This window comes from Acetobacter tropicalis (assembly GCF_030644465.1).
GTDB classification, from domain to species: Bacteria; Pseudomonadota; Alphaproteobacteria; order Acetobacterales; family Acetobacteraceae; genus Acetobacter; species Acetobacter tropicalis.
The window spans coordinates 3,435,519-3,447,910 of sequence record NZ_JAUYUW010000001.1; the positions used below are offsets into that span (position 1 = coordinate 3,435,519).

Consider the following 12,392-nt stretch of genomic DNA (forward strand, 5'->3'; position numbering starts at 1 on the left):
GAAATAGACGCGTTATATGCGAAGGAATCCCTGATGTAATGAACTCAATGATCAGGAGAGAACGACCGCGCCGCGACCCTTCTTGGAAAGACAGTCTGAAGGATTGACCAATGGGCAATCGGTTCGGGACAAGCATCCGCATCCGATACATTTATTAAGATGATTACGGAGTTTTGTCAGTCCTGCAATACGCCCATCTAGCATTCCAGACCATTTCCTTACCATTTGATCAATATCTTTGGCGGAAATTTTGTCAGTGAGCGGAAACGCAGCCAATATGGCTGTAATATCCGCTAAAGAGATACCCAGGGATTGCGCGGCTTTAATCAGCGCAATTCGCCGCAGCATATCCCGCGCGTATCGCCTTTGGTTGCCTTGTGTTCTGATTGAAGAAATTAGATTTTTACTTTCGTAAAAATGTAAAGCCGACACGGCAACGCCACTACGACGCGAGACTTCCCCGACTGTTAGAAAATTCGCAGATGATTTTTGTCCTGTCATTTTAGCTCTTGACCTCAAGTTAGCTTGAGGTTTTATACGGGTTGTCAGCCTGATTCCGCAAGGCTCTCGCTCATTTATGATCGGGTCCGTTTCTTCAGGATATGCCGCAAATTTGCTGCTCATATCCGATTACGTTCTGGAAGACTGACAATGTTTCAATCAAGCAATCAGAAAAAGATAGCCTTGGTGAGTGGTGCAAATAGGGGCATCGGTTTTGCAATTGCCAAAGGTCTGGCGCAGCAAGATGTAACGGTTCTTTTAGGGAGCCGGAATCTGGAAAAGGGGGACGAGGTTAGTGCCGCCTTAAGGCAGGAGGGGCTGGATGTCCGTGCTGTCCAGCTTGATACGACAGACGATGCAAGCGTGTGGAAAGCCTGTGGCCTTATCCAGCGTGACTATGGACGCTTGGATATTCTGGTCAACAATGCTGGCATAGGTTTAGATTTTGCCCAGGATCTGACGCTTGTTGAGCGTATGGAACAGACTTTGACCCTCAATGTCGTCGGCACGCTTCGCTTGATGGATGCTTGTATTCCGCTCCTCGAAGAGGCGCCCTTTGCGACCATCGTGAATGTCTCCTCGGAACTGGGTTCGTTTGGTCTTCGGAGTGACAAGGCATGGCAGTATTCAGCCTTTGTTCTGCCGACCTATCAGGCGTCAAAGGCGGCTGTAAATTCACTCACACTCACTTATGCGACACTGTTGTCCGAGAAGGACATCAAGGTGAATGCCGTCTGTCCAGGATATACAGCAACGGATGCAACGAAAGACGCTGTGGTTGCTCCAACGCGCAAACCTGAACAAGCCGCTGGTATCGCCATCAAACTGGCATTGAGCGGGAAAGATGGACCAACCGGAACGTTCCAGAATGAAGAAGGTCATCTCCCTTGGTAATTTCAGGACGGTCGGGATAGTTTTTTTGAATCTCATGAGGTGCCTCGATAAGGTGTTCCTCATGAGATCATTGATGAATTTGTCTCATAATCATGTTCGGAAAAAACCGACTAGTCTCAATATGGAGCTTATGAATATTCTGCTCATCTAATCGTTCCATAAATGTGCAGTGTACATTCCAAGATGATTGACTGTCTCGATGTCAAAATCATCGTGGTCGCGTGCGCTCCCGGTTAAAAGCAGGATTTTCAGAAGATATGGGCATTGTTGGTCTCGCTCTCCGAAAGCCCTATACTTTTATCGTCGGCGCAGCGCTGATCCTTCTGCTTGGTATTTCCGCCATCTTCAGAACGCCGACTGACATTTTCCCCAATATCGATATCCCGGTCGTGACCGTCGTCTGGTATTATGATGGCCTTTCTGCACCGGAAACCGAAAAACGCATTAGTACATATACGGAATTTTCTCACAGCTTTTTCGTCAACAATCTGCGGACGATTGAAAGCCAGACCACGCCCGGTCTTGTGCTTCAGAAACTGTATTTCCAGCCGGGAGTGGATATCGGGGTCGCTCTCGGGCAGACCGTTGCCGCCACGCAATCCATTCGTGCCCAGCTTCCACCAGGCGTGCAGCCGCCCATTATCATGCAATACAGTGCCTCCAGCGTGGCTGTTCTCCAGCTTTCCCTGTCATCAGACAAACTGACAGAAAGCGAGCTGTACGATTATGGCGTGTATCGTCTGCGGCAGCAGATGGCGCCTGTTCCTGGCACGCTCCTGCCCCCGCCGCATGGCGGCAAGATCCGCCAGATCATGGTCGATATTGACCCGACCAAGTTGCAGGCGATGAAAATCAGCCCGCTGGATGTCTCTAACGCCATCAACGCTCAGAACCTGACACTTCCGGGCGGCACGGTGAAATTCGGGCCGTCCCAATACAATATCCAGATGAACGGCATCCCGTATTTTTCAAAGCAGCTGAACGATATTCCGTTGCGGAAAGACCCAAACACAGGTGCCATTATCCGTATTCGCGATGTTGCACAGGTCCGTGACGGCTGGGAGGTGCAGCATAACGTGGTGCGCCGTGAAGGGCAGCGTTCGGTTCTTCTGCGGATTATGAAAGCCGGGAACGCGTCCACTCTGGCGGTGGTGAACGCCATGCGGGACACGGTTCTGCCCATCTCACGCGCCGCAGCGCCTCCGGGCATGAAGATTGACGAACTGTTCGATCAGTCCCTGTTTGTAAAGGCTGCCATCAAGGGCGTGGCGTCTGAAGCCGTGATTGCCGGTTTGCTGACTGCCGCCATGATCCTCGCCTTTCTGGCAAGCTGGCGTTCCACGTTGATTGTGGCAGTCTCCATCCCACTCGCTATCCTGTCTTCCATCGCCATTCTCTCTGTTACCGGAGAGACGCTCAATCTCATGACATTGGGCGGCCTCGCACTGGCCGTGGGCATTCTGGTGGATGATGCCACGGTCACGATCGAGAACATCCACCGTCTGCATCATGACGGCGCAGACTTACGCAAAGCCGTTCTGGATGGTGCCGCGGGCATTGCACTGCCGACACTGGTGTCCACGCTGGCGATTTCCTGTGTGTTCGTGTCCGTGGAATTCCTGACCGGCCCATCACGCTTCCTGTTCACGCCTATGGCGCTGGCCGTTGTGTATGCGATGCTGGCCTCCTACGTCATCAGCCGGACTCTGGTGCCGATTTTTGCGGCTCTGCTTCTGCGCTCGGAAGAACAGGCCAAAAAACGCCGTGAAGAGGCTGGAAAGCCCCCCACGATTTTTGAGCGGTTCGGTGCAAAATTTGATGCCCGGTTCGAGCACTTTCGGAATGGTTATGAAAAGGCGCTGTCTGGCCTTCTGAACAGCGCATGGAAAGTTCCGGCTCTGGGCGGCATCTTTATTCTAGGCGCTGTGCTTCTTGCAACGCAGGTGGGACAAGACTTCTTCCCAGTTATTGATGCTGGCGAGTTCAAACTCCATGTACGCGCGCCTGCAGGCACGCGGATTGAGACCACCGAACGGATTTTCGATCAGGTTGAAGATACCATTCGCGAAGTTGTTCCCAAGGATGAGCGCGAGCTTGTGCTCGATGATATCGGCATTCCTTTCCGTTTCTCCATGCCCTTTGATGATGGCTCAACCATCGGCCCGAATGACGGACAAATCATGGTGGCCCTGAAGGAAAAACACCGCCCGACAGCGGAGTATATCAGCCGTCTGCGCACGGTTCTGGCCAAGCGCTTCCCGGATGTCGTGTTCTATTTCCAGCCCGCCGATATGGTGACGCAGATCCTGAATTTTGGTCTGACATCCCAGATTGATGTGCGGATTACGGGGTATGATCAGGCGAATAACCGAGCGGTTATGGGCAAGATCATGGAGGACATGCGGCATGTGCGCGGTCTGGTGGATGTGCATCTGCACCAGCAGCTTGCAGCCCCAGCCCTGAACGTGTCGATCGACCGTGAACGGGCACAGGACCTCAATCTCGTTCTGAACGATGTAGCCCGTAGCGTCATGGTCTCGCAGGCGTCCTCCAACACCGTCACGCCGAACTTCTGGCCCGATCCGCAGATGGGAACGCTTTACCCGGTTGCCGTGCAGACACCGCAATATCAGGTCAACACCGTTGATGATCTGGGCAAGCTGGTGGTGGCAGGGAATGCATCACAGGCGGCCGCGATCCCGACCCTTTTGCGGAATGTGGCGACCATTGAACGCACGGTAGCCCCTGACGTGATTTCACACAGCAACATTCAGCCGGTTCTGGATATCGACGCCAGCGCCGAGGATCGCGACCTCGGGAGCATTGCGCGGGATATCGGGCGGATTGTCGAACGCCATAAAGGCGACCTGAAACCCGGCAACAACATCGAAGTGGCAGGGCAGATTGACAGCATGAACACCTCGTTCACGCGCCTTGAAATAGGCCTGCTGGTGGCGGCTGTTGCGGTCTATCTGCTGATGGTCGTGAACTTCCAGTCCTTCATGGACCCGCTGGTTGTCATACTGGGTCTGCCCGGCGCCATGTGCGGCATTGTGCTGATGTTGTTCGTGACAGGAACAACTTTTTCCGTGCCCTCACTCATGGGCGCGATCATGAGTGAGGGTGTGGCGAGCGCCAATTCCATCCTGCTTGTCACCTTCGCCAAGGAAAGCCGTGCCCATGGCATGACCGCCCTAGAGGCTGCGATGGAAGCCGGGCGGGAGCGTTTGAAGCCCATTTTAATGACTTCCCTTGCGATGGTGATCGGCATGCTGCCGATGTCGCTGGGCCTCGGAGACGGCGGCGAGCAGAACGCGCCACTGGGCCGTGCCGTAATCGGTGGGCTGATGATTGGCACCTGCACCACGCTTTTTGTTGTTCCCTGGCTCTACAGCCGTCTGCGCCGTCGTGAATCCCGCATGCTTGAGGAATATGAGAATGTCGTCTGAGCCTGTCATTTCCCATTCTGGCCAGGAACGCAGGCGGCTTTCCCCCGGCATTGTTGCAGGCTTGAGTGTCATCGTCGCAGTTGGTTATGGCGTTTATACCCATATCGAGCGTGCGCACGCGGTCACGGCAACGGCCAGAGAACGCGACCAGCAGGTTCCGGATGTGCGGACCATGATCGCGCGTGCTTCGACACAACCTTTATCACTGGACCTGCCGGGCGAAACCGTGGGGATTGAGACAACACCCATCGGCGCACGCGCATCAGGCTATATCGACAAGCGGCTTGTCGATATCGGAACCCCAGTGCAGGCGGGACAGGTTCTGGCTATTATCCGAGCGCCGGAACTTGATCACCGCGTAGAGCAGGCGCAGGCGACACTGGCGCAGGCTCGTGCCAATCTAGCTCTGGCGCAGATTACCGCGAGGCGGTCCGGCGGACTTGTCGGTGGCGGGGCTGTCAGCAAGCAGAATTTTGATGTGGACCGCCTGACACAAAATGTCCGACAGGCCGAACAGAAAGCCGCTGATGCCGTGCTGGCTGAAACAGCGCAACGTCGGGCCTATACGACGGTAACCGCCCCTTATGACGGCGTTGTCACCGTCAGGAATGTGGAGGCCGGGGATCTGGTCAGCGCTGATAATGCCACGTCACGCCCCCTGTTTGTGGTCACCCGCACCGACCGGTTACGCGTGCGTGTCCACGTTCCCCAGGATGCTGCTCTGACAGTCAAAGTGGGTGAGCCGGCCTCGATCGTAGTGCCGGAACGACCTGGTCAGATTTTCAAAGGCACAGTGACGCGAACTGGGCACGCGCTGGAACAGGGAAGCCGTATGCTGCCCGTTGAGATCGAAATTGATAACCACGATAATCGCCTGACAGCCGGGCTCTATGCGGAAATCCATTTTGATCTGCCACGAGCGGCCTCTGTCATCATGGTGCCCTCAGAAGCCCTCAATTATGAAGCTGATGGTCTGTCTGTTGAAACTGTCACTGCTGACAACAAAATCGTGGTTCACAAGGTCAAGATCGGCCGGGATTATGGAGATCATCTGGAAATTCTGGACGGGTTGCCCGATGGCAGTCTGCTTGTGGTGCATCCCCCGTCCGCTTTGCATGAAGGCAGTGTTGTCGCGCCGCAACTCGACAAGAACCTAAAGGTGATCTGAGCGTGAGGTCTTCATTCCTTCTTCACGGGATCGCGCTGACGGCTTTGCTCGGCGGTTGCACCATGATCCCGCATTATCACCGACCGGCGGCACCGGTGTCCACGACATGGCCATCCAGCGGCGAACGCTCTACGCAGGCGAAGGATGATACGGCGCTCATGCAGGACTGGCGCGATTTCTACCGCGACCCTGTCATGCAGAACCTCATTGCCACGGCGCTGGAGAACAACCGGGATCTGCGCATTGCCCAGCAGCAGACGCTGGCTGCCAGTTCGCAATTCGACATTGAGAATGCAGCCCTTTTCCCGACTTTGAACGGAACGGCGGGTGCCAATATCCAGAAAATGAACTCTCATATCTGGAGCCTCTCCCGCACGGACGAACCAATCTACATGCGGCAGTATGCAGTTGGTTTCGGCGTTTCCGCCTACGAGGTGGATCTTTGGGGCCGCATACGAAGTGCCTCAAGAGCTTCTTTTGACCGTTATATGGCTAGCGCGCTGAACCAGCAGGCCATGAGGCTGAGTATTATTTCCAGTGTTGCGACGGCTATGCTGAACTGGGTGGCAAATGCGCAGGCGCTGACCCTGACACAGGCCGTTCTTGCCAACAGACAGCGTACCTACGATCTGGTTAGGCGGACGGCGGACGTGGGCACCGGAACGCAACTCGATGTTGCGGAGGCTGAATCTGCTCTGCATGATGTGGAAACGAATGTTGAAATCTACACACGTCAGAAAGCCGAAGCGTTTAACCAGTTGACCCTGCTTGTCGGGATGCCGTTACCGGACGCGACTGTACAGTCGCTCAACGCGAAAGCATCTCTTGAAGCGGTCACTGTTTTCCCCGAGGTTCCCGAAGGTCTGCCTTCGGAGATGATCGCGCGTAGACCAGATATTCGCGTAGCAGAAGCGGATCTGCGCGCCGCTAACGATGATATTGGTGCGGCCCGGGCCGAATTCTTCCCTAAAATCCAGATCACCGCCGCCAATGGTACAGCAAGCAACAATATTACGCGCCTGTTCCAGAGTGGGATGGGAGCGTGGAATGTGGCGCCTCAGATCACAGTACCACTGTTTGATGCAGGCCGCCTGACCGCCCAGCTTAAGCAGGCCCATAGCCGCAAACGCGAGGAAGTGGCGCGATACGAAAAAACAGTTCAGCAGGGATTCCGGGAAGTTGCGGATGCTCTGATCGGACGTGAGACATATACGCGACAGACGAGCGCGCAGCAAAAAGCCGTTGCAGCCAACCAGCGACAATATGATCTGGCTTTGCAGCGTTATAAGGCAGGATACGATCCGTATCTGGAGACTCTCGTGGCACAGCGGGCACTTTATACAGCGCAATTGAGCGCGATTACGACGCAGCTTCAGACGCTCTCTAACAGTGTCACCTTATACAAGGTGTTGGGGGGAGGTTGGAATGATACCCCACCCAAGCGTAAGTCATCTTTCAAGGAACATATTTTGTAAAAATTCGAGAGCAATACTGTTTCGCATAGCGATACTATTACGAAAAATCCTTTCGTATGAGTGAGCATCTTTCTCGCAACGGTCGAGGCTGGAGGTTTCGCCCCAGCCGCTGAATGTTTGGGACTCTCGCGCTCCGCCGTGGCGAAAATAATTGGTCGCATTGAGCATCTACTGGGCGTAAAATTGTTCAATCAAACGGCCCATCGCAACAGTTTGACGGAAGAGAGGCATTTACTACGAACGGTGTGTTTGTGCCCTTGAAGAACTTCGAGCTGGTGAATCTATGCTGGAGTTCGGAGGCTTTAATGTCAAATGTAGATTGAAAGTTGCGATGTCGGCATCGTTCGGGAGGCATTGTGTGGAGCCATTACTGCTCGATTTGGAAGAGAAATACCAAAACCTGAATTTGGATCTTCGTTTCTCGGATACAGACCATAATTTTGTTACCGAACGATATGATTTAGATGTTTAGTTCAGGGATTCGATGGTGTATTATTTTCACGGGAGTGGAAGGAAGCGCTATGGGCGAGGTTCACCACGGGAGCGCCACTACTACTATGACAGTCCGTCGAGCGATACAGCATAGTCAAGAGAGCCTAAAGGCTCTGGCGAAACACTACGCGATCAACCCGAAGATGGTCGTCAAATGGAAGGGCCGGCCCGATACGGCGGATCTGCTCACTGACCTGAAGGCTCCTCTTTCGACGGTTTTGTCGATCGAGGAGAAAGCCACTCTGTGTGCTTGAGCGCCCTATCAACAGGCGTAGTTTCCTAGCCTATGTCGAGCAGGTTCTGTTTTCAACACTCAAGTCAGGTGATATCGTCGTGCTCGATAATCTCCTGATGCGAGCTTAAAACCCTCATATGACCAGCATAAAACCGATACAAACTCAAAACGAATTCTGCCAAAGCAGAGCTAGGCTGAGAGCTCTCTTCGAATGATCTCTGCGCCTGCACCTAAAGCATAGAGCTTATCTCGTGCCACTTGGCGCGTTAGAGGAGCCATGCCGCAGTTGGTGCACGGATAAAGTTTGTCAGCATCTACAAATTGAAGGGCTTTTCGTAACGTATTGGCAACTTGCTCTGGTGTCTCAATGACGTTGGTGGCAACATCAATAGCGCCTACCATCACTTTCTTACCGCGAATGAGCTCAATGAGATCCATCGGGACGCGGGAGTTCTGGCATTCGAGTGAAATCATATCGATATTGGATTTCTGAAGTTTTGGAAAAATTTCTTCATACTGACGCCACTCTGTTCCCAGAGTATTTTTCCAGTCGATATTGGCTTTGATGCCATAACCATAACAGATATGGACTGCGGTTTCGCACTTAAGCCCTTCAATGGCTTTTTCCAATGTGGCAATACCCCAGTCATTCACCTCATCAAAGAAAACATTGAATGCTGGTTCATCGAATTGAATGATATTGATGCCGGCATCTTCCAACTCTTTGGCTTCCTGATTAAGGATTTTCGCAAATTCCCACGCCAGTTTCTTGCGGCTTTTGTAGTGGCCATCATAGAGCGTGTCGATCATGGTCATAGGACCAGGCAATGCCCATTTGATTGGCTTCCTCGTCAGCGTACGTAAAAACTTGGCATCCTTGATAAACACCGGCTTCTTGCGCGTCACAGGTCCGATGACTGAAGGTACGCTAGCATCATAACGGTTGCGAATTTTAACAGTCTGGCGGTTCTCGAAGTCTACACCGCCAAGATGCTCTATAAACGTTGTGACGAAATGCTGACGCGTTTGCTCACCATCGCTGACGATATCTATGCTTGCCCGGTCTTGATCATCTAGCGCCAGGCGTAGCGCATCTTGTTTTCCTTCGAGCAGTTCCTCTCCCTGCAACATCCAGGGAGACCAGAGAGTTTCGGGCTGAGCAAGCCAGGACGGCTTAGGCAGGCTACCAGCCGTTGAGATGGGAAGTAGGGGGGGCATGAGAGATGGCCTCGTGTTTCTGATTGATCAAGCGTTGTAAGTGGCAGACCATTGTTCAAGGATACCCTGATAGGGCTTGATGAAATTTTCTTCCGTATATTTGCCTTGTACTACAGCCAATTGGTTGCGTTCCTCACGGTCATAGACAATACGAGTTATGGAATAATCCTGATGCGTTAAACTCGGTTGATAATAAGCCGGAGCTGCAGAGTTAGCGTTGTAAATTTCAGGTCTGTAAATTTTCTGAAAAGATTCCATCGTACTAATAGTGCCGACAAGCTCAAGAGGAGAGTAATCCGAAAGCAGATCACCGAAGAAATAGAATGCCAGAGGTGCAACACTCTTTGGCGGTATAAAATAACGGACTTTCATACCCATTTTTTCAAAATATAGGTCTGTAAGAGAAGAAGTGCGACTGTGATATTCAATGCCCAGAACAGGGTGCTGACTTTCTGTCCGATGATAGGTCTTGTTGGTTGAGACACTCAGGCATATGACTGGTAGTTTCTTGAAGTTATTCTTATATGGGATGGATTTCACGATGCTTTTAAAAAGATTCCCATGCAAATTCCCATAATTATGAGGAATGCTAAATTCTGACCTATCTTTGTTGTAGTTCGGCAGAAGCACACTAAAATCATAATCTCGCACATATGAGGAAAAACTATTCCCTACAACACCATCTATGCGTTTGTTGTCTTTTTTATCAACAATTGTCGTGTTCAGGACCTCAATTAGAGGAAAATTATCACTTTTCCCAGAAAAATCAATATCCATCTCAACTGAAACGATTTCAAGTTCGATGGAATAGCGATCCCCTCTAGCATTGTCCCAATGCGCAATATCATTGAAACGATTGTCAATCATTTTCAGAACATTATGCAGGTTTTTCTGACGGCTTTCTCCTCTTGCCAGATTAGCAAAATTGGTCGTAAGACGCGTCTTATCGGATGGATGATAATTCTCATCGAAACGAACTCGATTGATACTAAATGTAAAATCTTTAATCATTATAGTTCTGTATCCTTTTTTTTACGAAAAACCAGTATTTGGTTTTGGAGGATTCAAGAAGGTTTTAATTTTTATCCTGATTCTTTGAGGTTGTGGTCATTAGCATGTCTTCTGTTAAGCAATCGTCTGTTTGTCTTGTGTCTCAACGACAAAATAAATAAAAATGATTTGTTTTCATTAGAGCATAAACTTTGCTTATGGGTTGATGAAAACAAACTTTCATTGCTTAAAATAGAAAGCGCCTTGCTGACGAGGCATACGGAAAAATTCAAGCGCATAAGCTTTACAATTGGCACTGAGTAGCGGTTTAACACGAGTAAGTATTGCACAAGTCGCCAGGGCTAATCGACATTCAAGCGATCCAGATCATGGCTACTGTGAAATGGATGGTTGTGCGATCGTAGCGCGTTGCGAAACGACGAAAATGTTTGAGGCGATTGAAGCATCGTTCGATACGGTTTCGGTCTTTATAATGAGCCAGGTCGTGCGAGATGAACACCTTGCGGTTCCGTTTTGACGGAATGGCAGCCTCTGCGTTCATGACAGCAATCTGTTCGCGGAACCCATTGCTGTCATAAGCCTTATCGGCTATGACCGCGCTCGCAGCCTGGCCTTCGAGCAATGCAGATGCCTGGGTGGCGTCATGAACCTGACCGCCGGTGATAATGAACCGTAACAGTCGACCAAGAGCGTCGGCCAGTATGTGGATCTTGGTGGTTAATTCACCTCGGGAACGCCCCAGCGCCTGATTTTACGCCCCCTTTTTCGGTCGCCGTGTCCTGGTGTGCGCGGACAATGGTGCTATCAATCATCAGATACGAGTTATCGCGATCGGCGGTCAGCGCGGTAAATACTCACTCCCGCCCGCCCGCATGGCACCAACGACTGAAGTGCCGGTGGACCGTCTTCCAGCTTCCATAGCGTTCAGGCTGGTCGGCATCAGTGGGCGCGCCGGATCGCAACACCCATAAACATCCGTTTACACACAGACGGTTGTCCGATCCAGTCCGCCCAGGATCGCTCGCCTTCTCTGTCAACAGAACTCAGATCTGCTCCCACTGCGCTGTGCTCAATTCGGATCGCTTGATCCCCATCGCAAGCTCTCCCCATCAACACAGAGACCTAGAAGCAGCGATTGGCCTATTTGGAAATCCTGAATGTCGATTGGCTCTAAGGCGAGACAGGCGCTCTTCAATATTAATGAAGGCAGGCTGTTTCATATCGCGACTTATACAATTAGAACTGACAAATAGAAATCAAAGAGATAGCTTAAAAAAAGAGTTTTTTAGAACGATCTATCTGAGGTGGTAGGCCGTAACGTCTGGTCGAATTGTCAGCTGTTTCTCTCAGGTGTCGCATTGAGGTGCGAGGAAAAAAAGAGATAATCATGCTTATTCGCTGTTCATTATGGACAGTCCTGAATGCGGCCTTTGTTAGCGAGCCGGATTTCATAAGGAAAACCCTAAGCTTAATTTATACAGAACCTTATTGGATAACGAAAATTTATCCATAACGATAAACACATAAATCTTTATTTTCGTTTCGATGATAGGTTAGATGTCGAAACGAAATGAATGGTTTATGTGAAACACCATAAATTCTTGACGATATGGGATAGAGGGATATCAGGAATGTTTGGCCATCGTACTAACCCATTATTGTTTCGGAGTGATAACGCACTATCGCCTGTTGTGTGGGCTCTTGTTCTGATCTGTGTGGTATGTAGTAACGAGGGACGTGCTGCTTCCATGTCTTCCACTACAAGTCATGTGAAAAAAATCGATCATAAGAAAAAACAAAAAACTTCATTATTATCAATAAAAAAACAAAAAATATTCGTCAAGTTACTGCACATGCAAATGAAACAGTTTCTGTCCAAGGGACGCGGCTTGGTAATTCAGTTCTGTCTCCTTCCACAAGGGAGCATAGTACAGTACAAGTTTTCCGTT

8 protein-coding genes and 3 pseudogenes are annotated in these 12,392 nt (G+C 51.0%); 7 read left to right on the forward strand and 4 right to left on the reverse strand.

The genetic code is table 11. The features are described 5' to 3' along the window. Positions 1-51 precede the first annotated feature (51 nt). Entirely contained in the window at positions 52-624 is a 573-nt protein-coding gene (gene soxR / locus QWU00_RS15485; protein ID WP_316248921.1) for a redox-sensitive transcriptional activator SoxR, read from the reverse strand. Between the two features lie 27 nt (positions 625-651). Here soxR and QWU00_RS15490 point away from each other — a divergent pair, with 27 nt between their 5' ends. The 7 genes and pseudogenes from QWU00_RS15490 to QWU00_RS15515 all read left to right on the forward strand — a co-directional run. Continuing rightward, positions 652-1,395 carry an SDR family NAD(P)-dependent oxidoreductase gene (locus tag QWU00_RS15490; RefSeq protein ID WP_035380773.1) on the forward strand — a complete coding sequence of 248 codons (744 nt, stop codon included), beginning with the start codon at positions 652-654 and terminating at the stop codon, positions 1,393-1,395. Positions 1,396-1,652: 257 nt separating this feature from the next. Next, entirely contained in the window at positions 1,653-4,844 is a 3,192-nt protein-coding gene (locus QWU00_RS15495; protein WP_035380774.1) for an efflux RND transporter permease subunit, read from the forward strand. Next, a complete protein-coding gene (locus QWU00_RS15500; RefSeq protein WP_035380776.1) occupies positions 4,834-6,012 on the forward strand; it encodes an efflux RND transporter periplasmic adaptor subunit in 1,179 nt (392 codons plus the stop codon). The genes QWU00_RS15495 and QWU00_RS15500 overlap by 11 nt, the downstream gene beginning before the upstream one ends. 2 nt (positions 6,013-6,014) lie before the next feature. Further along, on the forward strand, positions 6,015-7,487 hold the full coding sequence (locus QWU00_RS15505) for an efflux transporter outer membrane subunit (RefSeq protein WP_035380778.1): 1,473 nt from the start codon (positions 6,015-6,017) through the stop codon (positions 7,485-7,487). Between the two features lie 60 nt (positions 7,488-7,547). Next, positions 7,548-7,748: a helix-turn-helix domain-containing protein gene (locus QWU00_RS16890; RefSeq protein ID WP_081939078.1), complete on the forward strand. Its 201-nt coding sequence runs from the start codon at positions 7,548-7,550 to the stop codon at positions 7,746-7,748. Positions 7,749-8,008: 260 nt separating this feature from the next. Further along, positions 8,009-8,230: pseudogene (locus tag QWU00_RS15510) on the forward strand (IS481 family transposase); the annotation flags it as partial. Beyond that, a pseudogene (locus QWU00_RS15515) lies at positions 8,226-8,327 on the forward strand (IS630 family transposase); the annotation flags it as partial. The pseudogenes QWU00_RS15510 and QWU00_RS15515, both read left to right, overlap by 5 nt. 76 nt (positions 8,328-8,403) lie before the next feature. On the opposite strand, the gene QWU00_RS15520 reads toward QWU00_RS15515, so the two are convergent. From QWU00_RS15520 to QWU00_RS15530, 3 genes and pseudogenes are all read right to left on the reverse strand, one after another. Further along, positions 8,404-9,432 (reverse strand): methionine synthase, encoded by a 1,029-nt coding sequence (locus tag QWU00_RS15520; protein WP_035380780.1) that lies wholly within the window; start codon positions 9,430-9,432, stop codon positions 8,404-8,406. Positions 9,433-9,459: 27 nt separating this feature from the next. After that, positions 9,460-10,443: a DUF1852 domain-containing protein gene (locus QWU00_RS15525; RefSeq protein WP_035380782.1), complete on the reverse strand. Its 984-nt coding sequence runs from the start codon at positions 10,441-10,443 to the stop codon at positions 9,460-9,462. Between the two features lie 352 nt (positions 10,444-10,795). Further along, positions 10,796-11,483: pseudogene (locus tag QWU00_RS15530) on the reverse strand (IS5 family transposase). Between the last annotated feature and the right edge of the window lie 909 nt (positions 11,484-12,392).

What these genes read in the sequence shown, in the direction of transcription:
- QWU00_RS15490 (WP_035380773.1), top strand. Translation starts at nt 652, where the DNA reads ATGTTTCAATCAAGCAATCAGAAAAAGATAGCCTTGGTGAGTGGTGCA.
- QWU00_RS15495 (WP_035380774.1), top strand. Translation starts at nt 1,653, where the DNA reads ATGGGCATTGTTGGTCTCGCTCTCCGAAAGCCCTATACTTTTATCGTC.
- QWU00_RS15520 (WP_035380780.1), bottom strand. Translation starts at nt 9,432, where the DNA reads ATGCCCCCCCTACTTCCCATCTCAACGGCTGGTAGCCTGCCTAAGCCG.
- soxR (WP_316248921.1), bottom strand. Translation starts at nt 624, where the DNA reads ATGAGCAGCAAATTTGCGGCATATCCTGAAGAAACGGACCCGATCATA.
- QWU00_RS15525 (WP_035380782.1), bottom strand. Translation starts at nt 10,443, where the DNA reads ATGATTAAAGATTTTACATTTAGTATCAATCGAGTTCGTTTCGATGAG.
- QWU00_RS15500 (WP_035380776.1), top strand. Translation starts at nt 4,834, where the DNA reads ATGTCGTCTGAGCCTGTCATTTCCCATTCTGGCCAGGAACGCAGGCGG.